The 24,835-nt window shown below is 59.5% G+C and carries 28 protein-coding genes and 1 tRNA gene; 14 read left to right on the top strand and 15 right to left on the bottom strand.

Annotation, left to right across the window (positions count from 1 at the left end; genetic code table 11):
- Nucleotides 1–7: 7 nt before the first annotated feature.
- Nucleotides 8–799, bottom strand: coding sequence for a hydroxyacylglutathione hydrolase (gene gloB, locus B0G77_RS12035; RefSeq protein WP_133662331.1), 792 nt, complete (start codon nucleotides 797–799; stop codon nucleotides 8–10).
- Nucleotides 800–818: 19 nt separating this feature from the next.
- On the opposite strand from gloB, the gene B0G77_RS12030 reads away from it, so the two are divergent.
- The 5 genes from B0G77_RS12030 to B0G77_RS12010 all read left to right on the top strand — a co-directional run bounded on the left by B0G77_RS12030 (nucleotide 819) and on the right by B0G77_RS12010 (nucleotide 4,253).
- Nucleotides 819–1,643: a class I SAM-dependent methyltransferase gene (locus B0G77_RS12030; RefSeq protein WP_133662330.1), complete on the top strand. Its 825-nt coding sequence runs from the start codon at nucleotides 819–821 to the stop codon at nucleotides 1,641–1,643.
- A complete protein-coding gene (rnhA, locus tag B0G77_RS12025; RefSeq protein ID WP_133662329.1) occupies nucleotides 1,640–2,086 on the top strand; it encodes a ribonuclease HI in 447 nt (148 codons plus the stop codon). The genes B0G77_RS12030 and rnhA overlap by 4 nt, the downstream gene beginning before the upstream one ends.
- Before the next feature lie 61 nt (nucleotides 2,087–2,147).
- Nucleotides 2,148–2,894, top strand: a complete 747-nt coding sequence (dnaQ, locus tag B0G77_RS12020; RefSeq protein ID WP_133662328.1) for a DNA polymerase III subunit epsilon — start codon at nucleotides 2,148–2,150, stop codon at nucleotides 2,892–2,894.
- 248 nt (nucleotides 2,895–3,142) lie between these two features.
- Nucleotides 3,143–3,748, top strand: coding sequence for a hypothetical protein (locus tag B0G77_RS12015; RefSeq protein ID WP_133662327.1), 606 nt, complete (start codon nucleotides 3,143–3,145; stop codon nucleotides 3,746–3,748).
- 58 nt (nucleotides 3,749–3,806) lie between these two features.
- A complete protein-coding gene (locus tag B0G77_RS12010) occupies nucleotides 3,807–4,253 on the top strand; it encodes a hypothetical protein (RefSeq protein ID WP_133662326.1) in 447 nt (148 codons plus the stop codon).
- Nucleotides 4,254–4,517: 264 nt separating this feature from the next.
- Here B0G77_RS12010 and B0G77_RS12005 read toward each other — a convergent pair whose 3' ends face one another.
- The 7 genes from B0G77_RS12005 to B0G77_RS11980 all read right to left on the bottom strand — a co-directional run bounded on the left by B0G77_RS12005 (nucleotide 4,518) and on the right by B0G77_RS11980 (nucleotide 9,731).
- Entirely contained in the window at nucleotides 4,518–4,724 is a 207-nt protein-coding gene (locus B0G77_RS12005; RefSeq protein WP_133662325.1) for a hypothetical protein, read from the bottom strand.
- A 9-nt stretch (nucleotides 4,725–4,733) separates the two neighbouring features.
- On the bottom strand, nucleotides 4,734–5,273 hold the full coding sequence (locus B0G77_RS12000; protein WP_133662324.1) for a DUF2213 domain-containing protein: 540 nt from the start codon (nucleotides 5,271–5,273) through the stop codon (nucleotides 4,734–4,736).
- 135 nt (nucleotides 5,274–5,408) lie between these two features.
- Nucleotides 5,409–5,921: a hypothetical protein gene (locus B0G77_RS11995; RefSeq protein ID WP_133662323.1), complete on the bottom strand. Its 513-nt coding sequence runs from the start codon at nucleotides 5,919–5,921 to the stop codon at nucleotides 5,409–5,411.
- Between the two features lie 68 nt (nucleotides 5,922–5,989).
- The gene (locus tag B0G77_RS11990; protein WP_133662322.1) at nucleotides 5,990–6,649 is read right to left on the bottom strand and encodes a hypothetical protein; all 660 of its coding nucleotides are present in this window, start codon (nucleotides 6,647–6,649) and stop codon (nucleotides 5,990–5,992) included.
- Between the two features lie 286 nt (nucleotides 6,650–6,935).
- A complete protein-coding gene (locus tag B0G77_RS43165; RefSeq protein ID WP_166656146.1) occupies nucleotides 6,936–7,085 on the bottom strand; it encodes a hypothetical protein in 150 nt (49 codons plus the stop codon).
- Nucleotides 7,086–7,225: 140 nt separating this feature from the next.
- Nucleotides 7,226–9,313, bottom strand: coding sequence for a hypothetical protein (locus tag B0G77_RS11985; RefSeq protein WP_133662321.1), 2,088 nt, complete (start codon nucleotides 9,311–9,313; stop codon nucleotides 7,226–7,228).
- A 31-nt stretch (nucleotides 9,314–9,344) separates the two neighbouring features.
- On the bottom strand, nucleotides 9,345–9,731 hold the full coding sequence (locus tag B0G77_RS11980; RefSeq protein WP_133662320.1) for a hypothetical protein: 387 nt from the start codon (nucleotides 9,729–9,731) through the stop codon (nucleotides 9,345–9,347).
- Nucleotides 9,732–10,098: 367 nt separating this feature from the next.
- On the opposite strand from B0G77_RS11980, the gene B0G77_RS11975 reads away from it, so the two are divergent.
- From B0G77_RS11975 to B0G77_RS11945, 7 genes are all read left to right on the top strand, one after another.
- Nucleotides 10,099–10,317 (top strand): hypothetical protein, encoded by a 219-nt coding sequence (locus B0G77_RS11975; RefSeq protein ID WP_133662319.1) that lies wholly within the window; start codon nucleotides 10,099–10,101, stop codon nucleotides 10,315–10,317.
- Entirely contained in the window at nucleotides 10,314–10,922 is a 609-nt protein-coding gene (locus B0G77_RS11970) for a hypothetical protein (protein WP_133662318.1), read from the top strand. The genes B0G77_RS11975 and B0G77_RS11970 overlap by 4 nt, the downstream gene beginning before the upstream one ends.
- A gap of 555 nt (nucleotides 10,923–11,477) precedes the next feature.
- The gene (locus B0G77_RS11965; RefSeq protein WP_133662317.1) at nucleotides 11,478–11,690 is read left to right on the top strand and encodes a type II toxin-antitoxin system RelB/DinJ family antitoxin; all 213 of its coding nucleotides are present in this window, start codon (nucleotides 11,478–11,480) and stop codon (nucleotides 11,688–11,690) included.
- A gap of 148 nt (nucleotides 11,691–11,838) precedes the next feature.
- A complete protein-coding gene (locus B0G77_RS11960; RefSeq protein ID WP_133662316.1) occupies nucleotides 11,839–13,788 on the top strand; it encodes a VapE domain-containing protein in 1,950 nt (649 codons plus the stop codon).
- Nucleotides 13,789–14,699: 911 nt separating this feature from the next.
- A complete protein-coding gene (locus B0G77_RS11955) occupies nucleotides 14,700–15,140 on the top strand; it encodes a hypothetical protein (RefSeq protein ID WP_133662315.1) in 441 nt (146 codons plus the stop codon).
- A 2-nt stretch (nucleotides 15,141–15,142) separates the two neighbouring features.
- A complete protein-coding gene (locus B0G77_RS11950) occupies nucleotides 15,143–15,691 on the top strand; it encodes a hypothetical protein (RefSeq protein WP_133662314.1) in 549 nt (182 codons plus the stop codon).
- Nucleotides 15,692–15,693: 2 nt separating this feature from the next.
- Entirely contained in the window at nucleotides 15,694–16,173 is a 480-nt protein-coding gene (locus tag B0G77_RS11945; RefSeq protein WP_133662313.1) for a hypothetical protein, read from the top strand.
- A gap of 264 nt (nucleotides 16,174–16,437) precedes the next feature.
- Here the strand turns inward: B0G77_RS11945 and B0G77_RS11940 are convergent, their stop codons facing one another.
- The 3 genes from B0G77_RS11940 to B0G77_RS11930 all read right to left on the bottom strand — a co-directional run bounded on the left by B0G77_RS11940 (nucleotide 16,438) and on the right by B0G77_RS11930 (nucleotide 18,966).
- Nucleotides 16,438–16,926 (bottom strand): hypothetical protein, encoded by a 489-nt coding sequence (locus B0G77_RS11940; RefSeq protein ID WP_133662312.1) that lies wholly within the window; start codon nucleotides 16,924–16,926, stop codon nucleotides 16,438–16,440.
- 271 nt (nucleotides 16,927–17,197) lie between these two features.
- The gene (locus B0G77_RS11935) at nucleotides 17,198–17,848 is read right to left on the bottom strand and encodes a hypothetical protein (RefSeq protein WP_133662311.1); all 651 of its coding nucleotides are present in this window, start codon (nucleotides 17,846–17,848) and stop codon (nucleotides 17,198–17,200) included.
- Between the two features lie 134 nt (nucleotides 17,849–17,982).
- Entirely contained in the window at nucleotides 17,983–18,966 is a 984-nt protein-coding gene (locus B0G77_RS11930; protein WP_133662310.1) for a site-specific integrase, read from the bottom strand.
- Nucleotides 18,967–19,049: 83 nt separating this feature from the next.
- Between B0G77_RS11930 and B0G77_RS11925 the strand changes: the two genes are divergently transcribed.
- A tRNA-Val gene (locus tag B0G77_RS11925) sits at nucleotides 19,050–19,124 on the top strand.
- A 115-nt stretch (nucleotides 19,125–19,239) separates the two neighbouring features.
- Here B0G77_RS11925 and B0G77_RS11920 read toward each other — a convergent pair.
- From B0G77_RS11920 to B0G77_RS11910, 3 genes are all read right to left on the bottom strand, one after another.
- Nucleotides 19,240–19,689, bottom strand: coding sequence for a hypothetical protein (locus B0G77_RS11920; RefSeq protein ID WP_133662309.1), 450 nt, complete (start codon nucleotides 19,687–19,689; stop codon nucleotides 19,240–19,242).
- A 234-nt stretch (nucleotides 19,690–19,923) separates the two neighbouring features.
- The gene (locus B0G77_RS11915; RefSeq protein WP_133662308.1) at nucleotides 19,924–20,838 is read right to left on the bottom strand and encodes an SMP-30/gluconolactonase/LRE family protein; all 915 of its coding nucleotides are present in this window, start codon (nucleotides 20,836–20,838) and stop codon (nucleotides 19,924–19,926) included.
- Entirely contained in the window at nucleotides 20,835–21,668 is an 834-nt protein-coding gene (locus B0G77_RS11910; protein WP_133662307.1) for an NAD(P)-dependent oxidoreductase, read from the bottom strand. The genes B0G77_RS11915 and B0G77_RS11910 overlap by 4 nt, the downstream gene beginning before the upstream one ends.
- A gap of 249 nt (nucleotides 21,669–21,917) precedes the next feature.
- On the opposite strand from B0G77_RS11910, the gene B0G77_RS11905 reads away from it, so the two are divergent.
- Nucleotides 21,918–22,913, top strand: a complete 996-nt coding sequence (locus B0G77_RS11905; protein ID WP_133662306.1) for a LacI family DNA-binding transcriptional regulator — start codon at nucleotides 21,918–21,920, stop codon at nucleotides 22,911–22,913.
- A 278-nt stretch (nucleotides 22,914–23,191) separates the two neighbouring features.
- Here the strand turns inward: B0G77_RS11905 and B0G77_RS11900 are convergent, their stop codons facing one another.
- Nucleotides 23,192–24,475 carry an MFS transporter gene (locus B0G77_RS11900; protein ID WP_133662305.1) on the bottom strand — a complete coding sequence of 428 codons (1,284 nt, stop codon included), beginning with the start codon at nucleotides 24,473–24,475 and terminating at the stop codon, nucleotides 23,192–23,194.
- Between the last annotated feature and the right edge of the window lie 360 nt (nucleotides 24,476–24,835).

Genomic DNA, 24,835 nt, shown 5'->3' with positions numbered 1-24,835 from the left:
CACTGGGTCAGCGGAACCTGTTCTTCCATTCTCGCATCAATGTGAACGCAGTCAATCGATCAGGCACCGATTCATGCAACTGCCCCGCGAGCGTCGCCTGGATCACGGGATCATCGGCGCGCAGGAAGGGGTTCACTGCCCTCTCGTGCGCGATCGTTGTCGGCAAGGTCGGCACGTGGCGCGCGCGCAGCGCGGTTGCTTCGTCGCGCCATGTTTGCAGCGCATGGTTTTGCGGGTCGCAGGCGAGCGCGAAGCGGATGTTCGACAGCGTATATTCGTGGGCGCAATGCACCTCAGTGGCACCCGGCAGCGCCGCGAGCGCATCGAGCGACTCGAGCATCTGGGCGGCCGTGCCCTCGAAAAGCCGGCCGCAACCGCATGCAAACAGCGTGTCCCCGCAGAAGACGTGCGGCGTGCCGCGCGAATCTGCCGTCTGAAAATACGCGATGTGGCCGCTGGTGTGCCCCGGTACGTCGAGCACGGTGAAATCGAGCGCCGGCGCGGCGATGCTGACGCGATCTCCGCTCTTCAAACGCCGCGTGAGATGCGCGATCGTTTCGCCGGCGGGGCCGTAGACGGGCACCGCCTGGCCTTTCAGCAGATCGGCCACCCCGCCGACGTGGTCGGCATGATGGTGCGTGAGTAAAATAGCGCTCAGTTGCCAGCCCCGTTTCGCCAGATACGCGTGAACGGGCGCGGCCTCACCCGGATCGACGACTACCGCATAGCGGTCGTCCGCCACGAGCCAGATGTAATTGTCCTCAAACGCCGGGACCGGTACGTACTCGAGCGCATTCATAGGCGACGCATTCTTCAATATGTCTGATCGAACGATTATAGACTGGCCCGCGTGGACCGACTCACCGCCTGGACGCTACGTGCTCCAGTGGGAACAGGCGCAGCTCGACCGCGTCGTATCGGACGTGTTTGGCTATCACGCGCTGCAACTCGGCCTGCCGCAACTCGATGCGCTGCGCGAAAACCGCATGCCGTGCCGCGGCCTTGTGCTCGACGCTGCAAGCGGCGCCAGCGCGCCTTACACGTTTCCGCGTGAACCGGCGTCGGCTGCTCGCAGCCTGCCGGGGCGGCACGCGCCTGCAGGCCGCAGCACGGTCTGGTGCGACCTGCTCGACCTGCCCTTCGAAGCGCAGAGCGTAGATCTGATCGTGATGCCACACACGCTCGAATTCACGAGCGACCCGCACCGTCTGCTGCGCGAAGCCGAACGCGTCCTGATGCCGGAAGGCCATCTGATCATTCTCGGCTTCAATTCGCTGTCCCTGTGGGGTGCGCGGCAATCGCTCGGCAAGGTAACCGGCAGGCCGTTCGTGCCCGCGCAGCATGACCTGATCGCCTTTACGCGCCTGAAAGACTGGATCAAGCTGTTGGGCTTCGACCTTGAACGCGGACGCTTCGGCTGCTATCGTCCGCCCCTCGTCAGCGATCAGTGGCTCGCGCGTTATGCCTTCATGGAAGCCGCCGGCGACCGCTGGTGGCCCATTTTCGGTGCTTCTTACATGGTGACGGCGATCAAGCGCATGCGCGGCATGCGCCTTGTCGGCCCGCTGAAGGTGAAGAAGCCCGTCCTTGCCGCGGGACTCGCTCCCGCAGCCACACCGAACACCCGCAACCATCGACAATGACTTCCGATCTCATCGAAATATTCACGGACGGCGCCTGCAAAGGCAACCCCGGTCCCGGCGGCTGGGGCGCGCTGCTGCGCTTCGGCACGCAGGAAAAAGAACTGTTCGGCGGCGAAGCGCTGACGACCAACAATCGCATGGAGCTAATGGGCGTCATCGCGGCGCTCGAAGCGTTGAAGCGTCCCTGCAAGGCGGTGGTTCATACCGATTCGCAATACGTGCAGAAAGGCATCAGCGAGTGGATTCACGGCTGGAAGAGAAAGAACTGGATGACCGCGGCGAAAACGCCGGTCAAGAACACCGATCTGTGGAAGCGCCTTGACGCATTGGTGCAGCAACACGAGATCGAATGGCGCTGGGTCAAGGGCCACGCCGGCCACCCGGAGAACGAGCGCGCCGACGCGCTCGCAAACCGCGGCGTCGCCGCGCTTGCCGAAAACTGACCGGTGTATGCTCACCCCCTTTCCGTTTTTTCATGCCGTTTTTAAGGCAGGCTGATCCGACATGCGTCAAATCGTTCTCGATACCGAAACCACTGGCCTGAATGCCCGCTCGGGCGACCGCATCATCGAAATCGGCTGCGTCGAGCTGGTGAATCGCAGGCTGACCGGCAACAACCTGCACTTCTACGTCAACCCTGAACGCGACAGCGATCCGGGCGCACTCGCAGTTCACGGCCTGACAACCGAGTTCCTGAGCGACAAGCCGAAGTTCGCGGAAATCGCCGACCCGCTACGTGACTTCCTCAAGGATGCGGAACTGATCATTCACAACGCGCCGTTCGACATCGGCTTTCTTGAAGCGGAGTTCGCACTGCTCGGCCTGCCGCCGTTCAGCCAGCATTGCGGCGAAGTGATCGATACACTCGTCCGCGCAAAAGCGATGTTCCCCGGCAAGCGCAATTCGCTCGATGCGCTGTGCGATCGTTTCGGCATCAGCAACGCGCACCGGACGCTGCACGGTGCATTGCTCGATTCGGAATTGCTCGCGGAAGTGTTCCTCGCGATGACTCGTGGCCAGGAGAGCCTCGTCATCGACATGCTGGGCGAGACGTCGGCCCTTGGCGATACAGATACACCGCGCGTGAAACTGGAAGCGCTTGAGTTGCCCGTGCTGTTTGCCAGCGACGAAGAACTCGCCGCCCATCAGAGCGTGCTCGACGGTCTCGACAAGGCGGTCAAGGGTACGAGCGTGTGGCGCCTCGAACCCGCCGCGTCAGTGGATGCCAATGCGGATGCGCAGACTGCTTAAAAAGTGCTTTACGAAGCGTCGGACGTCTGACATAATTCGCCTCTCTTCGGGTGGTTAGCTCAGCGGTAGAGCACTGCCTTCACACGGCACTCGTCTAATGTTGAAGCCCTTATAAATCAGGGACTTAGGCGAGCAGCCCGTACTCAGATTCCCACACAAAAGTCCTATCAGAGTCCTTCGGCCGAATGCCCGAGCGGGATTGCTCTGGCACTTTATTCTACCCGACGGACGCAGGAAGGCAGTTCCTCTTGGTCGCGCCACGCTTTCCACCGGCATCGATGCCGGTGGCAGAATGCTCATACGAAAATACCGGAAGCGAGGGCCAAATGCCTGATTCGAACTGGACCGGCGTTGTGGGTGCTGTGACCGGTGTTATCGGTGCGCTCACCGGCATCACCGGCATGATCATGGGATTCATCGGCTACAGACGAAGCAACCAGATCAAGTCGCTGGATTTGCGGCTGGAACTGAGAAAGAGTCTCGGAGAAGCGCACGGATCGCTCGCAACACTTCGGACCTTGATGGGCAACGCGACCGGTTCACGGAGAGCTGTCATGGCCGCGCGAGGTATTGCGCAGTCAGGCGCAATGGTCGCCTGGGAGCAAGTGATAGCGGCAGACCGGCAGGAAGCGAACAGGTTGATGGCATCCATCCGGGACGAAAATGCAGATTTCGCTGCGTTGTCTTCCGAACAACTCGAATCCGAGATAGTCGCCGCGCACAAGATCAATTCGAGTCTGTCTGCATTGGTTGGTAAATATCGAGACGAGCTTGCAACAGACGAAGCTAACCGGCGTCAGATAGCGGACCAGGCGACCGCGATGGCGGCTGCGCGCATGGGCCGGAAACCGTAGTTGCACTGTGTCGGCTTTCCCCTGAGTATCATGATGCGAAAAATGAAAGGGAACGCACATGAAAACGATTACAGGGACTCTTGCGGCAATCGCAGTAGTGACAGCGATCTACGGTCTGCCGAGCCAAGCATCGGCTGATGACCTATTGCAGAACGGCAATTTTTGGTTGACGCGATCTTCGGCGTCACACATCGACTACATCTTGGGATTTCTCGAAGGCGCGCAGCTAGGAAGAAATTTTGCGGTGTGGAAATGGGACGTGAGCAGTAAGGACGGCGAGCTCAAAATTACGTCCGCCCTCGACTCATACAGCACGGAAGCGCAAAAATATCTTTCTAACGTGACCGTCGGACAAATTGCGGATGGTTTGAACCAGTTCTACTCCGACTTCCGAAACCGCAACATAATGATCCATGACGCGGTTTGGCTGGTTCTTGAGCAGATTTCAGGCATCCCAGACAGTCAGTTGAACCTCGAAGCCTGGCGGAAGAATAGCCGGCAATAAACACGCTACTGCCCTGTTTAGGCGGTCGCCGCGTGTGCGGGCGTGGGAGTGCTGCGGCGAAGGACGAGGACGGGACTAGAGCCGCCCGAACGTACACGATATAGAGCGCTGATCGCCGCGCCGATGGGCGGTCGGTCGCGAGGGTTGGACGGGATTGTGTACGGCGAGCCGCGCCTGATCGAAAAGAAGCCCGCTAGGCCGTCCGGCGAAGCGGGCTGAGGGTTCGGGCTGGGTCGAAGTTCGCGGAGCCGCCTAGCGCGCTCCTCAATGCGTCTCGCGATTCGATCTGGAGCCGTACTTGTACGCGTAGTCGAGCGACTGGCGCTGGATACCCTTGTGGTCGTAATAACCGTGGATCGCGCCGACCATCAGCAGAATCTCGTTCCGCGCGTCCGCCTGTTCTAGTTCAGTCGCTTCCGGGTCAAGGGCAATCGCCGAGAGTGCCTTGATGATCGTTTCGTTGTAGGTCATTTCTTCCTCTTAACTTAGGTTGAGCATCGCGCCTTGTACGCGCGGATGCGGGACGATGGCGAGATGGGTCGCCTTTGACCGAGCGGCCACGTAATCCGGCATAACAATCGAGGCGTCATCGCCAAGGTGTAGGTCAGAGACGATGGCCTTGCGGTATCGACTCTGTATTTCGAGTGACAGGCCGCGAACGCCGTGCCTGCATATTTCCTCCGCTGCGGCATTTGTCTCTACGACAACATCACCGATCACCCATAGGCCATCAAACCGGGCGTTTCTAACATGCCCTTCTTTGTGTCTTGCTTCGATGCAGCTTCGATGCCCGACGATCAACGGAATGTTCTCAAGACTGTCGAGAAAGGTGTCGCCGCCCAGAACGTCACCACGGAACAGGACGCTAACAAGTGCTTCCTGGTCAGCGCGATTGGCGTCTATTTCGCTTGCGAACGCCGGTACGATCCCGGCCTTGAACAAACGACAGTCGGTGACCACTGCATAGTAAACAGGCTTTCGCGAATTTAGCGCGCTACGCGATCTGATCTTTACTGGCACGGTCTCACCCTCCGTTGACGTTGCGTGTTCATTTCTTCCTCCGTCGTTTCAAATGCGCGATCAGATCGCCGCACGCTTCAATAACCTTCGCGAATGCCCAAGCGGCGAGCAGCAGTGTCATCAGCTTCTTGGTCATTACGCTGCGACCTCTTCGAGTGCGGCCAGCACTTCCAGCGACAGGTCATACGGAAGGTCTTTGGCCGCGCGTTCGCGGAACGCCGGATACTCTTTGCAGATCGCCGCGCGGTCGGTGAGCACACCGCCCTTCGTGAGATACGAGATGTGTTCGACAAGCCCATCCGCAGGCGGCAATTCACCGTCACGCTCCAAATAGTCGATCACGGACAGCATCGCGAGCAGGCGCGATCTTTGGCTGCCGATGCAACTCGCGGTGAACTGCATCGGCATCGCCCGCATGCTCGCTGATGTCTTAGATGTCTTCGAGAAGCTGATGACAAACGGGATGGTCGTAACCCTGCCGTTGATGAAGAACCCGGAGAAGGCCACGAGGCTGCTGCTTCGACGTGTGGCAGTCGGGACGAACTCGAATGAGGATGTGTCGAGGTCCAGCTTGTTGATTCCGTCATCCGCAGCGAGCCGGAAGAACTGGGCGGCAAGCAGACTGCTGGCGATTGTCTTGTTGATCATGATTGAGGTATCCTTATTGAATCGGTAGTTGCCGCGCCCTGATACGAGCAGCGCGGCTGATGTGTTACTTACTTCTTGCCTTCGAGCAATTCGTACAGGGCGTCACCATCTACGGAGACCGGAGCCTGCCCGAATCGAACGCGCAGGGCGTTCTGGAGCGTGTCGCCTTCGATAGCCGCGCCAAGCTTCGACACGCGCTGCTGAGCGGCTTCGCGCTTGGCGATGGCTTGCGGCGTCCACGCAGACCCATTTGGGGCTTGGCGTGCGGTCTCAACAGCAGCATACGGGTCTGCCCAAGACGAGTCGCCGATCAAGCCGCCTGCACTAGCAGCTTCAGCGTGTTGATTCAGGACGGCTTTGCGTGCCGCTGCGCGCGCTTCTTCGATGCTTTTACCTTTGGCCAGTTCCCTTTGCAGAACCGTTGCTGCGGTCTCCACTGCGGATTCGGTTTTTGCTATCCTTTTGCGCGTTTCAACGGACTCTTCCTTCATCCTTTCAATCATCTCTTTGGCGCCTGCGAGATAGGCGTTCGTTCCTGCCGCGTCCTTCGTCGGATAGCCCGCGCCCGTCAGGCCTTCTTCGGCACAGATACGCGCGTTGATTTCGTCGCGCTCTTCCTGCGTTCCGGCCACCTCGTTGCGTGCCGCGCTGAGACCGTTGCTCGCCTTCTGCGGCGCGACTGGGATGTCGCGCTCGATGTCGCTCAGGGCCGTCTTCAACTGCGCCATGAATTCCTTGTTCGCCAGCAGCTTGCTCGCGATGGCCGCGGCTTCCGGCGAGTTACCGTCACGCGCGCTGACGAGCGAGAGAAGTGCGTCTGCGGCGACTACTGTGCGCTTGATTGCCGCAGCGAGACCCTTGACGGAAGGCTTAACAGCGTCCGTCGATTTGCGCTGACTGACGGCTTGACCCCGCTGCGGCCTGCGCACGTTTGCGTCCATTGTTGCTACTCCTTTGACGCGGAAGTCGTAGGGAATTTTGTCGTAGACGAAGCGAGTTGCCATGATCTACTCCTTACTGTTGCGACTGCTTGTTGTGGGGAAGGCTCTGATTCTCAGATACCTTGATGCTATGGGCGTGGCCGCCGCCTGAATACTGGGTGACTGGCTGGCTGCCGGCCTTCGGGCCTTGAACGCCTTCTTGCTGCTTCGTTTCTTGCGACATTTGGATCTCTCCGATTTGTTTAAGTGATAGGACTCCGAAGAGTCGTTGATGAGGCGTAACGTTCGCCTAGGAAGTATCGTAAGCGCGCCCTGTGTACGCTTAACACCACCGGACCACGTAAACACAGGGCGCGGCACAGATCAGCCTTTGATCCCGTTCGCGCTCATGACGGCAATATCGGTGATAGCCTTCCGCAACGCGTTGTTGACCTCCTGCGAAACTAGCTTGGGGTCTTGCGCACCATTCACGTTGATGACGATGGGCATCTCGCCAACGGTAAGCTTCTGGCCGCCTTCGCGCTGACGTCCCATAACGTCGCCAGAGTATTGCCGCATCATATCCAAGCCGCGCGACTGATCGCGGAGTTCGTACTGCAACTTGGCATAGGTCTGCTGCGGCAAGCCCGCAACGGAAAGCTGACGCTTAAGGTCGTAGATGTTATTGCTCATCCCGGCCTGAATCTGCCGTGCTGCCCAGCCAGCGTCGCCTTTCGTCACGCCGCCGCGCTGAATTTGGTCGAGCGGCACGTGAAGGTAATCCGCGACCGATTGCTGAACGGAACGAGTGTTCATCTTGGCGCGGCTCTCACCGATTCCATGGCCGCTGCCATAGCCCGATTCGTACGCCATCTGCGCGGACTTAAACCCTGCGCGGTCGGTGATCGCTTTGTCCGGATCGAAGCCGCGCGACTGCAGAAACGAGAGGTATGCTGCTTGGTTGTTCTCGCTCGCAGGAGCGTACTTACCGATGATCTTGCGCGGCGTATTCAGACCTTTGGCGAAATAGTTCTGGTCCAGAAGCGTGCTTTGCGCTGCTGCGCCAGCCGCCATCGACGGAAAGAAGGCAAAGCGCCCATCGCTTCCGGTCGCGCCGTTCGCCTTCGCAAACGCGCCGTACTCGATGTTGCCCGGATTGTTATTGCGCAGGCCGCGCGCACCGCTGCTGGCTGCGTTCGTTCCGGGTAGCGCGGCGTTGGACGATCCAGACAGGCCGTTGGCCTTTCCGATTTCCCCTGCCCACGCGGCCCAAGCCTGCTGAACACTTATTGCCGAAGAGAACGATTGGACCGCGCCCGCAAACATATTGACGGCGAGCGCCATCTGGTTTGCAGTTTGGAGACCTTGCTTGTTTGACGAGTCCATCTCATCTACTGCCTTGTCTCGCTTGTCCTGCTCCTTCTTCTGCTCTTGCTTCTTCTGCTGGGCGTCCGCACTAAGCTTCTTGGTGTCGTCAACCGGGTCCGCTATCCCAAGGAGTCGCCGCACCCATCCGACTACGCCCGGTGCCTTGCTAGGTTGCACGTCCGTGTGCGTGATCTTGCCAACAACACCTTGCGCCTTAAGATCGTTAATGCCCTTCGGCACAAATCCGGCAGCGTCCGAAAGAAGCTTGACGAACTCTGTGAACTTCGGCAGAAAAAGCGACCCCAGTGCTACGGATGCCTCGTTGTACTTAAGCGTTAGCTGCGCGACCGAATCGTTGTACTTGGAGAGTGACTCTTCAGCCTGCTTGCGCTTCTCGATTTCCTCGCTGGTCAGGTCCGTGATCTTGCCGATGGACGGGCCAAGCCGCTGGATAGTCAAAAGCCAGTCTTGGTTCATCCCGGTCGCCTTCGCGATACCCTGGACATCGCCAGCGGACTTCCCTTGCAGGCCCATCGCCAACTGGGACAACTCGCTGTTAAGGCCGGTCGGAGCCGCGCCGCGTGCACCTACGTCGACACCGAGCATGCGCATAACCCGCGCTTCCTTACCAAGCCGCGAAGGGTCGGTGTAGGCTGCGTTGGACATATCGGAGAAGGCCTTGATGCCTTCTGCGGCAGATTCGCGCGTGACGTATCCGTTACCCGCGCGGACCATCTTGCGCTGATAGTCTTCGAGACGAAACGAAGAGACGCCTAGTTGCATCCCGGCAGAGCGCTGCGCGTTGTACTGGTTGCGCAGGTCCATCACAGCCTTAACGCCGATGGCGAGCGCGCCTAGCGCCGTCCCTGCTACGGCGAACTCAGCCCCCATCGTGCGTACTGCCGCGCTAACTGCGTCTAGGCCCGGAATGAGCTTGCCGAGTTCGCTGGTCGCATTTGCGGCGAAGTCCTTCAACCCGCTACTGGATTCCTTCGCGCCCTTCTGAACGCCGTTCATCTTCTCCTTCAGCTTCTCTAGGCGGCTCACCCCGTCTTTTACATCCACAGTATAGGAGAGCACAAAGCGATCGATCTCATCTGCCATGATTAGGTTTCCTTATCTTTTAGTTGATAGGTTATTCAAACGACCGACCGAACAGCGCGTTTTGACGCTCTTCGTGCTCGGTCAGGGTGACGCAGCTGCGACCGTGCGCGCGCTCCTCGATTTCCTCTTTGCGCAATTCGAGGATTGCCGCGAACGCGGTCTGATGAGCGTCGTTCGAATACCGGTACTCTTCCGGCTCGTATGCGTTCAGCGCGACGCGAAGGTGCATGGCGGCATCGTTCGCAGCAGCGCTGTACATCTCGACATGGCGTTCCAGTTCGTTATCGCGGGCCTGAGGGTCGACCGTCTCAAGTGCCTCTTTCAGTTCGCGCTTGAACGTGAGCGTGGTCTCGTAATGATCTGCGGCGAGCGCGAGTGCGTCCGGATGCGCGATGTAGCCTTTGCCGAAGGCCGCCATGAATGACTCTGCCGCGCTGAAACCGACAACCCGAAGCATGGCGTGTAGGCGGCGTGCCTTTGGATGGAACGAGACGCGGCTGACGCAATCTGCTGCGAAGTCTCCCGGCTGCAGCGGAGCTTGGTGTTGATTGCAAAGGCGGATCGCGTGGAGCGGGTTCTTGGTCGATGGCATGATATGTAGTCCTTATGGTTGATGGTGACAGGCCGCTGTGTAAGCGTTAAGGCGATCTTACGATAGATGCGGTGTACGCCTATCTCAACATATCTCCGGGGAAGCCCGTGCGACCGGGCCGCGCCAGTGATTGCGCGTCTGTCGTACATGGCAGGCGCTTACGATAGAGGCTCTTTCGTACAGGAGAGCTAAGATGGCTCTGGACATGGATATTTTTAACGTCCGCGTGGATAAGGGGGACGCCGCGAGGTTCCGTGCGATGCTTGATGAGCGCGGCATCTCTATCACCCAATTCCTGCGCGGTGCGGTCGATACGTTCGTGAAGACCGGTGAGATGCGATACCCGATTGGCGAAGACTTTACGGCGAAGCGTCGCTTAGGCATCCCGAACAAACCGAAGGCCGCAGCATGAGCGAGGCGTTTGATTCGTTTGCCGCGATGGGATTTCCGACAGTCAATGAATCCCGATTCGCCGCGCCTGATTGGAAGCTGGCGTTTGGTGCTGCCGATACGTCCGATGTGTTCACGCCGCGCGCATGGCTCGCCGCGCCTATCGTAAAGGAACGTGTGCAACCGGTGTGCATCGTGCTCCCGGACACGTGGCCTGACCCGGAGCCTGCGCCGGTCGAAGCGGAGCCTGCTACGGGCGTTTTCGCGACCCTAGCTGCCGAAGCCGTGAAGGTGGCCGCGTGCCCGAAGGCTCAACGTGACGAATTTTTGGCCGCAGCGCGGAAAGACGGAGTGAAGCAGTCGTATAACTCTGATGGCGTTCGTGAGTCGTGGGGTGATGACAAGGTGCGAGCCGCGCGGACGACTCGTTCACGCGTCGCGGTGACGCTGCCGTCTGGCGAGGTCCGTGAATTCGATAGCACGAACAAGGCCTTCGAAGGGCTCCGCTTGCCGGTGAAGAAGTGCATCCGGTTTCGCGGCGTGTTGAAGGAGCGCGGCGAGCACACGTTCATGCTTGGCGATGCTGCTTATGTGTTTCGGTTGCTTCCGGTCGCTGCTGCGACCTGAAAGGCCTAAACGTACACGCTTGAACACTGTGGATGGACGGCGCGGTGGGACGTCTACCACGGTGGAGTGAACGATGCAAGCTCCCATCGCGGACGCGTTTAAAGGCGCTGGATTGGGTTTCTGTGGGCTGAGGTCCGCAAGTGTTCCGATCTGGCCGCGAGAGTGGCGTTGGTTGTGCGCCACAGCCGAACAGTTGCTGCCGACATTAATTGTTGCTCTAATCCGTTCCGTTGTCGCGCCGGGTATTACGGTGATGATCGCGAACACATAAGGGCGTATTACGATAGAGCCATCGGTTGCAGAGAAGCGCAGCCGGAAAAGGCGAAGGCCCGCAGAAATCTTGGCAGATGAGCGGGCCTTCTGAGCGAAACACGCGCTGAACGGGGAACGCGGGCTTTCGGTGTTAATTCTACCGCATCGCCGCGCCGTGACGCGTACATAGGAGTACGTAGCTATGCACACGGTGACGACTATCGCTGCGGTATGGTGGCTTGGTGAGAATGTAATCGCTTGGTTGCGCGTTGCGGCCGGTCAAATGATTGAAAGGAGCTAGTTATGAAGCAAATGACTACGACAGTAACGGCCCGGATTGCGCCGGAAATGCGCGCGGCAGTAGAGCCGATCCTAGCGAGCAACGGAGTTACGTTGTCCGAGTTTATGCGGCTGTGCCTCGTGCGGCTGCGTGATGATGGCGTCATGCCCTTCGAGATTCCGCAGGCTTCGCGCGACCTGAAGAAGAGCACAGCCGCGCTGATGGCCGCGATGTGATGCAGGCAAAAGAAAAGCCGCTGCGGAGCGAACCGGAGCGGCTTGAAAGAATCACTTACTCACACAGGCGTACAACCCGGTAACCAGCCGGGACCACAACAGACCTCGACAACCTCACCTACCAACCGAACCATTTACGGAGATTAGTATGCCTAATAGTAGTGTCGCTGAAAAGCGCGAAGACGAAAAAGACGAGACGAATCAAGGCGCTACGACGCATGACCGATTCGACCTTCAAGACGCCCGTGTCGCTACGATGGAAGAGTGCGTAGAGCACCTTAAGCGTCTGGCGGACAACAAAGTACTCACTCCCGACGAAGCCGAAATTTACAACACGCTAGTGGAACGCCGCCATGCGCTGATCGGGGCAATCGGTCTCCAAGAGCTGCTGGAGCGCGGCGGCCAGGTGGCCAACCCTAGAGCGCTGAGCGATGAGCAGGAGAAGACGCAGAAAGAAGGTATGCGCGCGAGGTGCCGCGCCATCAGCAACGATCACAAAGACAACCTGAAGTCGCGGGCCAAGGCGCTCAAAGAGAAAGACCTTCTGGATTGGGTGGACAACAAACCTGCCGGCGGCCTTACACAGGCGCAATTCGATGTTAAACGCGCACGCGGAGAAGAAGTACAGTGGGCGCCAGAAACGACGGAGAACAACCTGTATCGCCTCTTCGACGCCCTATATATCGGCGGCAAGATTGATGAGGTGCACTACGACACGGCAGCGGACGTTGTGCGAGATGAGAACGGAGAAGAGATTAACGACCGTTGGGCCGTGCGTAACCTGATGGACGCTGCGCGCTCCGTTCAACTGAAGAAGCTGTCAGCAGATATGCTGGTTAAGACGCTCAAGATGTGGGCGCGTACGCACAAGATGAACGATATTCGTGAGCGTTTCTTGGCGAGGCTAGCCGCGACCGAATGGGACGGTAAGAAGGGCCGTGACCAAACGTTATTCATCGACCTGCTCAAGTGCTACGACACGCCGGAGAATCGGACCTTCACTAAATATTGGCTCGCGTCAGCCTACATGCGCGCGACGCAGCCCGGATGCTATTGCCCTACCTCACTCGTCCTGATCGGCGGCCAGCACTCCGGCAAATCGCAATTCTGGCGTCTCGCGAACAAGTTCGTCATGTGCGACGCGGACGCTTCCACGGTTAACTACGATCCGTCCACAAAGGACAAGACGCGGTTCTTGCGCGGCATCTCCGGGCGCGCATTCGTCGGGCACATGGGCGAGATGAAGAACTTCGGCGCAATCAATACCGAAGACTGGAAAGACTTCTCCACCGGCTCGGAGGACTCGTTTGATCAAAAGTTCCGCGACAACGCCGCTGTGCAGCGCCAGTGGATCTTCGGCGGCGACTCCAACGAGTATGTTGGCTTCTGGCGCGACAATAACGATACCGATGCGAATGGCGTGTCGCAGGGCGAGCGTCGATTGTGGCCGCTGTTCGTCCACCAGAATGCCGATGTGGGTGATGTTCGTTGGCGCACGGATGAAGCAGCAAAAGTGGATTACTCCGCGTTTGAATACGAGTTCTTTCAGGCGATGAAGGAGATTCAAGACTGGCTCGAATGCGTCGAGATGGAGGGCTATCTTGCGCTGGTTGACGAGAACACGCGGATGGTTCGCGAGTATTCAGCCGCAGAGAAGACGAAGGATCAGGGCACCGTGCGAGTGAAGGACTTTGAAGAGGCGTTCGGCTCCGTTCTTGGTCGTGCCGCGCGGTCTGTCGGCAAGGTCAAGATTGGCGAAGAGATTGTTTGGGGCGTCAAGTTCTTTAATGCCGATCTCAAGCGCTCTTATCATCAATTCATGCCAGGTGGCAAGAACATAACGTCGCAAGGGATCACGAAGAAAATGGCGGCGTTCGGTGCGAGGGTCGGAATGGACCCTGCGCTGAAGGTGACGTGCTACGTGTTCGAAGCTGCTGCGATCTATGGCGCTGAGGTTGCCGCGAAAATGGCGCAGAAAGGGAGCCTTGCGCCACATGTGCTAAGTGAGAATGCCTCGAAGTTGTTCGATGCGTTCGATGCGAAGTTCTTGGGTAAGGGCGAAGTGACGCGAGCGGAGAAGGATGACGAACCTTTTTGATATCTTGTTGGCGATTGGTCGTCAGGTGCGAGGGTCGCGGCCAGTTTGGCGCGGCCTTTTGTTCTTTTACGTTTGCTCGTTCTGTCGCGCTGTGATCGTTCTGTCGCGCTGTGATCGTTCTGTCGCGCTGTGATCGTTATGACCTCCCGGAGACTCCCGGAGAAATTCCGTTTTCTCCGTTCTCCGGGAAAAAGTTCACCGGAAACCCTCGCCGGGCAAGCAACCGGAGAAACCCCGGAGAAACACGTTTCTCCGGCCAAGAGATCCTAGATTTGCAATCGGCTTCGGCTTCTCTTCTATTTTCTTTTCTCCGTTTCTCCGTTTCTCCGGCAAGTAGTAGATAAGTCTATAGGGATCAAGTAGTTAGCTGCACGGAGAATCGACCCGGAGAATTTCCAGCGGCAGATTTCTCCGGAGTCCATAGTATTCGATCACGTCACCTGCGCGGCAAAGCCGCTTGGCCACGAGTCGTGGACCCTTTCCCACAAGCACATCACACACCAGCCCTGCGGTCATAACAGGCCATCTCGCTGCGGCTATCACCACAGGCTCTTCCCAGGCCTGCGGCAGCGCGGCTAGAACGTCGTGCATTTGACGGTGTTGGCGCGCGAACGGCTGGGCACCCTCAAAGAAGCCAACACCCCGCCTTATTCAGGCAGTCGCTCACAAGCCCGATAACAGGTGATCGAAGCGTAGGACGCAGCCGGGACGCGCGGCGATATAGAAGGCTCGCGAACCGCGCCCAGGCGACCGGTAGGAACAGGCGCAGGGCCCAGCGAGAACATTGCAGGAGCCGTTGCAACCCACCCGCCTCACCGAAGCCTACTCAGCGAGCGCGGAAGGCTCCTAGACCGCGACACTGGGCGCGGCGATCATACGCGCGAGAACACGAATTCACCGGACGAACCACCATGGACTACGAAGCCAGCAGAACTGCGACGCGCGGCTACATCGATGAAGACCTGAAGCGCATCTACGATCTGTACATCGACAACCAGATGCGCGGCTGCACGCCTATCGAAGCTGCGTTGCGCGTCCATGTTCTCGAAGAACACGTGGCAAAGTGGGTCCGCACGGCGGAATCCGATCCATACGTCATCGAACGCAAGCGGGCTGCGCTGAAGGCTCTCGATGCGAACACCGCGTGGAGCGCGGAGACGGCCATCGTGCACCTGCTGCGGCTCGTGGAGAACCCTTATGAGAAAGGCAGCGTGAAGGTCGCGGCCATCGACCGTTTGAACGTCCTGCTCGGCATCACGGAAGTGGACGCAGCGGGCAACACGCGCAAGACCGGTCACACGCTCGCGGACTTCTACAAGATGACCGCCGATCAACCGGCCAAGCCGCACTAATCATGGACGCGCAAGAGTACAAGCGCATTCTCGCAGAGCACGGACGGCGCGTGGCGAACCGCGTGGCGTTCGCGTCTTTGTCGAAGGAAGAGCAGGCGGCTGGCGGGCTGGACAACTTCTATGCGTGCTATGGGGCTGAGGACGGGCTACCGGAACACGAGCGCAAGCGACCGGGCAACCCGGCAAACGTCTTCGACCCAACAGGCTGGAACGATCTATACCACTCACACAGAACCCGGCTGATGATGGCCGATTCGTTGCTAGATCAGACGAGCCGAGACTGGCCGCTCTGGTGCGTGCAGCAGACGCCAGAGACATTCAGCGCGTTATTCGAGGCGTATCACGATGACGAGGCGTATCAGAAGTTGGATGATGAAGACAAGGAGTTCTTCGCGTCCATGACTCCGGCAGACCGCGTGTGCCTGTTCATTTTTATGAACGGTGTATTCCCGTCACCGGGCGGCAGGATTCCGTACGAGTCACAGGCTGCAGAGATGTACGCGAGTTTGCTGGGTTCGAAGGGCAACAACCAAGAATCAGAGGAAAGCTAATCATGGGAATGTTCGGTAACAACAAGAGTCGCGCGGCAGAGTCGAAGGCCCAAGTGAAGGCTGAGAAGACCGACAAGAAACCAGCGGCCACATTCTGGGACGATCCAGAGCCGTCCAAAGGCGCGAAGCCGCAAGCATGGAAGACGGAGCACGCGGGCATCGGCAACATCGACCCAACGATCAGCTTTGACGAGTCGCTTGAACTCCAGACGCAGATCGAAGGCACGTCGCGCGAATACGGTCAGCAGGCTATCAACGCGCGGCAAGAGGATCGACAGCCGGTCAGCCGCGAGCGAATCGAGGCTGCGATGATGAGACCACGCGCAAGCCGGCAGCGCGACGGTATGTTTGACCTAAGCACTCACAGGGCGGCGAGAGGTGAACTTCAGATGAGCACAGAAGAGTTCGCGGCCACGAAGGAGAAGCAAGAGTCACGCGCGTGGGCATCGCTGACCCGGATGCTTGAGTTGTTCGCGCGGTGATACAGAGCCTCTAGGGCGGGCTGCAAGGCCGGTCGCACACGCGACTACAGGCCAGCCCGCTCGAAGGCCGTAGTACACCGATTTACACACGCGGCGCGGCTCGATTCTCCCTGCTCGCGGCTCCTCCCGTCCCTTCCGCGTCCCTTCCCTCACTCCGCTCAAGCCGATCAACGAAGCGACTGCCCGGACGAGGCAGTTACTGCTATAACGATTTGTCCGGGGACAAAGTGGTCACGCTGACTCAGGCAGGTGGCATCCGCTCGTCTAATATGGCAACCAGGACGTGTCGTTACACGACCAAATGCGCGGCATGGCGGGCGAGCACGCTGTTAGGCATGACTTGTAGTTGGTCAACTCGTCGGGCGCGTTGGTGCTTGGCACCTTACATTGCGATCCGCATTGCAATACCTCCGGGCTTTGGAACTGTAATGCGTCGTTCTCGCCACGCGTTTCAGCAATCATGAGTTGCATCGTTTCATCCGCCATCAGCTTGGGCAGAACGTATGCGCGCAGGCGATCTAGTCGATCATTCTGCTCGACCAAGTTCCGGCGAACCAGCGCGGCAACAGGAAGAGTATCTTGGTGAGCGGCCTGCAATTCAGCCCACATTTTGCTCGGCACCTGTTGAGTGATTTTTGTCACGCCAAGACAGTACGCGGCCTTCAACTCAACATCGGTTGGCCCCGTCTGCGCTGCTGCGCGCCCAGCCAGCACCATTGAGGCCGCGAAAATTGCCGAGCAGATGTGTCGCATGGAATGTCCCGGATTGTTGGGCTCTGTGACTGTTATGGATTTAATTCTCGCCGTCCGGCACATAGTAGGAAAAAGCCCGGTTCGTCGGCAGGTCGCATGCGACCCTCCTTGAGAACTCCCACTATTGGGCAACAACGAGTCTCGCACACCTCAGCGGAATGGCGCAACAGGGCGAAAGACGGGAAGACCGTGCCCGTGCCCGGTAAGGTCAGTCCACAGAGCGCGGCGAGGCAAATCTCAATGCCCAGCGTGGGACGCCAGCAGGACTCGCTTACTTACAAACTGTATGCAACGCGTCGTGATCGAGCGTGGTTGTGCATTGCTCGCCGTGCTCGGACGTGCCTGGGGAATGAGCCGTCAAGGCGATAAGGATCGCCACCAGCAGCAGGCAGGCGCCGCCCTGCAAAAGCGTAGCGCGACGCTTCCAGTAACACGCATCTGCATATCGCGTTAGGCTGTCGAATAGCGGCGTTACGATTGTCTCCACCTTCTCGATTTCGGCAATGGCCAAGTTGACCACGTCTACTCGCCAATTGGCCGACATCCCGCCATGGTGCTTGGATAGCATGTGCAACGTTTCACGAAATGCCCTGATTTGCTCATATGCATGCGCCACGCCCTTTGCATCGTTGGGCCGCAACAGTCCTATCTTTGCCGCGTTCGCATCGAATATCGGACTCATCGGCGCGGTCCATTCAGGCGTTTCCATCCCTCCGCCAACATCAAGGTTCGCCTTAGCGTTTTTAAGTTGATTCTTCATGTGCGGCAGCGAGTCCACGTGGGCTTGTAGTTCGCCGACCAAAGCGCCAGCGAGAGCTTGGCTGTCGCGAAAGCGCCGGTAGTCTTCCGCCATGAAGTTATTGAAATAGCCGCCAACTAGCACACCGACAAATGCGAGCAGCGCGGCATTGAGTTCAGCCACGGTTTTCCTTCTTCGTATGACCAATGGCTGAGTGTAGTAGGAATGCGCGGATTTGTGGCGATAACCGCCCGGTTAGGGCAGTCCGCAGAGCGCGGCGAGCCGGAGAGACCCGCCGCGCGACTCCTACAGGACTATCAGCCCATCACACCCACCAACTCTTCCGCCTTCAGATGCGTATAGCGCGCCAACATCCGAATGTCCTTATGGCCACTGATCACGGCAAGCTGGAGCGGGTTTAGGCCGGTGCGAGCGTAGCGCGTGATGGCTGTGTGGCGAAGGTCGTGGAAGCGTAGGCCGCTGATCTTCGCTCGGCGCGCGAGCCGGATGAACTGGCGCTTGATCGAATCGGCGGACAGACCGAACACCGGCCCGCGCCCGCGCTCCAGAGATTCCAGCGCGGCAATCGCACGGGTCGACAGCGGCACGTCTCGCGGCAGACCGTTCTTCGAAGTGTGCAAACGGGCAACCTTCCGGGTCCAGTCGATATCCGGCCAGCGTAGCGCGGCGATCTCACCTTGCCTCATCGCGGTAGCAATCGCGAACTCGATCACCGGGCGAAGGTCGCCAGCGGCGAGTAGCAGCGTGGCTTCCTCTGTTTCCGAGAGAACCCGGTCCCGGTGCGGTGGACTCTTCGGACGGGCCACCTTGAGCGGCGGAATTTCGCAGCCCCACTCTGCCCTAGCGAGGTTCAGGCAGGCCAGCAGGGTATTCATCTGCCGCGCGACTGTCGAAGGCTGGCGATCCTTCATCTGTCCGTCACGCCATTCGGCCAATCTCGCGGCGCTCAACTGCTCGACAGGAATTGCAACGAACTCGCGGCACTCTCGCAGCCAGCGGTTAATCGTCAACTGCTCGATAGCGCCGCCACGGTGATCCGGGCAGACCTTATCCCGATACCGCCGCAGCGCGTCCGCGAGCGTGTTTAAACCGTCCGCTTTCGGCTTCGTGGGCTTGGATAGCTCCCCGCGATCCAGGGCGCTCTCCGTGGCGCGTATCCACGCGGCTGCGTCCTTCTTTTCGTGGAAGGTCTTCGATTGACCGGGCCAGCCCTTTCTTCGAACCTTCGCCTGGAATGTTACGTCCCCATTTTTCGCTACGTGCTTGCTAATCGTTCCCATGATGTCGAGTCCTCTACGAGTCCTACGGCACTTAGGTAACTATTGACAGAACTTTGGAAGAGCCCCATAATTCGCCTCTCTTCGGGTGGTTAGCTCAGCGGTAGAGCACTGCCTTCACACGGCAGGGGTCACTGGTTCGATCCCAGTACTACCCACCAGATTTATGGGTATGTGAAACCCGAAGAACAAAGGCCCTCAGGCGAAAGCCGAGGGCCTTTTTCATTCCACCGTGCATTCCACTGCGCTGCCCCGCTCCGAACAGAGGGCACCGTGTCAGCGTACGTTGCAGAAAATCGCAATGATGAAGGGCGTGACGTGATGCACGACGGCGTCGCTGCCCGCCTTCCGCACGCGTACTTCCACCGCTTCAGTCGGGCCGATCACCACGGCGCCGTAAGCCGAGTTCGCAATGGGCTGACCACTTCCCTGCCTGAACATCGGATCGTCCTTCTCGTAGCCGAGCACGGCATAGACGTGAAAGTCGAATGCCGTCAGATGGATGCCTTTCGCCGGTCGAAATGCATTGATCGAGTTTGCTTCGACATGCATCGGCTCCGGTTCGATATACAGGTTCTCCAGGAGCGGAGCGATGAAGGCGTGCCCCGTTGAGCGGCAATCGAGTTGCGCATCAAGCGGAACGGCGTGCGACAGCACCGGCCAAAGTGCGACTGACGCAGCCGCACCGGTCAGCACGATTCGAACGACTCCTGCGATGCGCTTCATTGGCTTAAGGCGCCCCGGTCGATGCGCTCAGGTGACAGGTTTCACCGGTTGAGGAAAAGAGACTTTAACGGCAAATCGAGAATTTATCCTGAAGGCCGCTTGCTGTCCTGGGCCAACCGCGCCCGAAGCCAACAAATCAGGTGGACGAGGCGTCCAGCACGCCGTTGGATGCCTGGTGAAAATCCAGCAGCCGCAACGACGCGACAACAACGTCACGCAGCGCCTCCCCGCAGTTCACAATGCTCCCGCGTACCCCGACTCTGACAAGCCCGACACGCCCGCCCGGACGGCAAATACACATCCATCGTCCGCAGTCGCCCCACTGGCCGGACGAATCGAAGTCACGTACAACGTGTCGAACTCACGCCCACCGAACGCGCACATCGAAGGCTTCGCCGCTGGCACCGCAATCTGCCGGTCGAGCTTTCCTTGCGGCGTAAAGCGCAGCAGCACACCTGCATCGTTGGCACAGGTCCAGTAACAACCGTCTGCATCCACGGCTGCGCCATCCGGTCGACCCACGTAGTCGTGCAGATCGGCGAACACGCGCCGGTTGTGCGGCGTGCCGCTCTCGACGTCGAAGTCGAACGCCCAGATCAGGCGCCGCGATGGGTGCGAGTCGGACAGATACATCGTCGTGCCATCCGGCGACCATGCGAGGCCATTCTGCGTAATCAGACCGTCGACCACGGGCGCCGAGAGTTCGCCATTCGTATCGAACCTGAATAGCGCCCCGGCCGGATTCGCCTGCGACATGTCCTGCACCATCGTCCCGGCCCAGAATCGCCCTTGACGATCACAGCGGCCATCGTTAAAGCGCATGTCCGGCGCCGGAAACACCGGCGCGGCAAGTTTGCGGGTTCGCCGCACCGCGTCTTGCAGACCCGCGGACGACGACAGCGTCACCGCGAACAATCCTGTCTCGAGCCCCGCCAATGCGACGCCGGACGCGTCGAATGCAATGCATGCGACCTTTTCCGGCAGCGTCCATTCGGACCTCACACCCGACGCAACGTGCAACCGCACGATCTTGCGGGCGGGAATGTCGACCCAGTAAAGCGCCTCTTCCGCCGCTCGCCAGACCGGACTTTCTCCAACCGAAGCTTGCCCTGCTGCCGTCACCCGCTCGACCGATACGCCGCCGCTCACTTACTACGCTCCATCGGCTCGCCCAGCACGAATGCGCCGCCCTGGTAAAGTTGCGCCGGATCGTCGCGATTGTCGGTCGGCGCGGCGAGCGGAAAGAGACCCGCAAACTGCTCCGAACTGTCCTGCGGATTGAAACCGAGGAACGCGGCCTTCGTGTTGTCCCACCACTTCACCGGATTGTTCGACGCGCCGTAGACGATCGCATGCCCCACGCGGTTCGTGAACAGCGAGCAGCGCACCAGTTCGATGAAGTCGCGATAGCTGAGGTATGTGACGAGCATCCGCGGGTTCTTCGGCTCCTCGAACGACGAGCCGATCCGCACGCAGACTGTTTCGAGCCCGAAACGGTCGTAGTAGTAGCGCGACAGCGATTCGCCAAAGCATTTCGTCACGCCGTACAGGCTGTCGGGCCGCTGCGGGGAGTCGGCGTCGAGCACCGATGTCGTGGGATGAAAGCCGATTGTGTGATTCGAGCTTGCGAATACGATGCGCTTCACGCCATGCTTGTGCGCCGCCGAGTACAGGTTGTAGAGCCCGCGGATGTTGGCTTCGAGCAGGTCGTCGAACGGGGCGTCGACCGAGATGCCACCCAGGTGCACAATCGCATCGACACCTTCAACGAGAGCGTCGACCGCCGCGCGATCGGCCAGATCAAGCACCGCCAGTTCTTCGTGCGGCGCCGCATCGTCAAGCGGTGCGACGTCGGACAGGCGCACGATATCGGCCCAATCAGCGAGCGCGCCTCGCATCTGGCGGCCGAGATTGCCTGCCGCGCCGGTCAGAAGAAGGCGCCGGAAAGGCTTGCGTTGTGCCGCTGGTTCATTGCTCATGCTGGTGTGTCCCTGATATGAGTATCATTGATAATCGCCCTGCTGAGGAGAAGGGCGAGAAAACGTTTTCCTAAAATAGAATTGGAGCAACCCCGCGTCAATCGTTTTGACCGACGCCGAGGCTCCCGGATGACATTCTGTCGATGGAATTCCTGCCTTTTATGACGTACTGTAAGCTGACATCATGACATCCAGACGTGCCTCGCAATCAGGCCAGTTCATACAAAAAGAAAACGTTATCCTCCGTAAATGAAAAAAGCTACGATTCGCGATGTCGCCGCTGCCGCCGGGGTGTCTGTGGCAACGGTCTCGAAATACATGAACGGCGCGCAACGCTTTTCCGCGCCTGTCGAAGCTCGCCTCAAGGCCGCGATCGAACAGCTCGGCTACCGCTCGAACCCGTTGGCGCGCTCGATGATCACAGGCGTTACCCGGACCATCGGCCTCGCCATCCTCGATATCCGCAATCCGTACTTCACGAACATCGTCAAGGGCGCGAACCGGATCGCGCTGCGGCACGACTACACCCTGTTGCTCGTCGATACCGAAGAAAACCAGGAGCGCGAACAACAGCTGATCGAGGCGCTGGCGCAGCGCGTCGACGGCGTGATCATCAGTTCGCGGATGCAGGAAGACTCGATGCAATGGATGACCGAACTGAACAAGCCCGTCGTCCTGCTCGGCCGCAACCAGCTGTTCCCGATTCCCAGCGTGAGCAACGACAGCTATCTGGCAGGATACATGCTGGCCCGGCATCTGCTGAATCAGGGCCATCGCCACATCGGCTATCTCGGTTTTGCCCGCTCGCGCTGGGACGCCGAACGGATCCGCGGCGCACGCACCTGCCTGTCGGAAGCCGATCTCACCCTCGAGGTTCACGAAGCGCATGCGCCGTCGACGCTTGCGGGAAAAAACGCCTGCTCATCGGTCATGCTCGGACCGCACCGGCCTGAAGCACTGATCTGCTACAACGACCTGATCGCGCTGGGCTTCATGAAAGAAGCCGTCGCACTCGGTTTCAAGCTACCGCAGGACCTGTCGGTGACGGGTTTCGACAACGTGCCGTACGGCGAATTTGCGGTCCCGGCGCTCACAACCGTTGACCTGCAGAGCGAAAAGATGGGCGAACAGGCGATGCTCAAGCTAATTGACGCCCTCGCCGGCAAGCGCGACATCGGCCACGTGACGCTGGAACCGCGCCTGATCGTCCGCGATTCGACCATCCCGCGCGACAACCCGCGCTGATCGACGGCGTCCGCCCTGCGCGGCCGCCGGCGCAAATTGCGCGATATACGATGGCCGACATTTTGACGAACGTGTCCCGGACGCGCCTCCATGAGACGTGTTGCCGCTGCTGCGCACGCCACGACAGCGTCGCCGCGCGGCACCTGATTTCTGGCGCGACCACCGATAACAAATACCCGCGTTCCGCGTGCCAGCGCGTCAAGCCTTAGCCATTGCAAAGACCCAATAAAAAGAGCCGATATCCTGCTTGGATATCGGCATTTTTATACGGCCGGAGATCAGCTCTCGAGCGTTGTGGTCTTCATGTCAGGCACGAGCAGATGCATGATTGCCAGCGCGATCAGATAACCGCAGGCGCCGATCGCAAACAACACCCAGTACTGACCCGTACGCTGCAGCACCTGTCCGATCACTTCGGAGAACAGCACCCCGCCGATCGAGCCAGCCATGCCGCCAATACCGACCACGCCCCCAACGGCACGCTTCGGGAACATGTCCGATGCCGTCGTGAACAGGTTCGCCGACCAGCCCTGATGCGCCGCTGCGGCAAGCCCGATAATCAACACAGCAAGCCAGAGGCTCTCAACCTGAGACACAAACGCGATCGGCAGCACGCAACACGCGCAGATCAGCATCGCGGTCTTGCGTGCGCGGTTCACCGTCCAGCCGCTGCACAGCAACGCCGACGAGATCCAGCCGCCGCCGATACTACCGACTGTCGTCAAGGCGTAGATGGCGACGAGCGGCGGCCCGATGTGCTGCAGATCCATGCCGCGTGCTTCGTTGAGCCACTTCGGCAGCCAGAAAAGATAGAACCACCAGACCGGGTCGGTCAGGAACTTGCCGACGATAAACGCCCACGTCTCACGTTTTCTCAACAGCACGCCCATGCCCGGCACGCCTGCGCGGGTATCCGTATCCTCGTCTTCGTCGACGGCGCCCACACCGTCCACGTCTTCAGCACGTCGCTGGTCGGCAGGCTTGTAGATCGCCATCCAGACGGCAATCCAGACAATGCCGAGCGCGCCAATCACGATGAAGGCCGCGCGCCACCCAAGGGCAATCGCGAGGGGCGGAATGATCGCCGGCGCGAAGACCGCGCCGATGTTGGCGCCTGAGTTGAAGATGCCCGTCGCCAGCGCGCGCTCACGACGCGGAAACCATTCGGCCGTCGCCTTGATAGCGGCCGGGAAGTTGCCGCCTTCGCCGATGCCGAGCAGCGCGCGCACCGCCGCGAAACCCGCAACCGACCCCACCGCGGCGTGCAACATCGCCGCCACACTCCAGATCAGCATGGCCATCGCGTACGACACGCGCGTACCAAGCCAGTCGACCACGCGCCCGAAACCCAGCAAACCCAGCGCATAGAACGCGGAAAATGCAATCACAATCCGGCCGTACTGAACCTGGCTCCAGCCGATGTCGTGCTGCAAGACTGGCGCGAGCAGACCGAGAATCTGCCGGTCCATGTAATTGATGACTGTCGCGAAGAAGAGCAGCGCGCACACAGTCCAGCGATAGCGGCTGGCTACGCGCGCAACGGCCAGAACGGCAGGTTGCATGTTTTGTCTCCGTGCCCGGCGTGGCTCGTCACGTGGGGCCTATGTTGTTGATATCAGGTACGAACACTGGGGCGACGAAGCAGATACCTCACTGCATGGCCGCCCGGACTGTCGTTCCCGTAAAAAGTAAAACGTTTTCCAACTCGATCATTCTATAACCCATTTTGTCTTGAGACTCACAAAAAATGCCCTTGCCAGGAAAAACCCCGAGAGCGCTGAGGGAACGCGCCTCGCTCGAGGCTTGGGGAACGGATTGAGAGCGCGCGCGAATGCGCAACGAAGGTTGACGCCATGCGGCGCAGACATCAAGGTGGGGCGGGGGGATCGTGCGTCGCGGCGATGCGGACGGGCAGACGAACC

Source organism: Paraburkholderia sp. BL10I2N1, assembly GCF_004361815.1.
Classification (GTDB): domain Bacteria; phylum Pseudomonadota; class Gammaproteobacteria; order Burkholderiales; family Burkholderiaceae; genus Paraburkholderia.
This window is presented reverse-complemented; position numbering and strand designations above follow the sequence as displayed.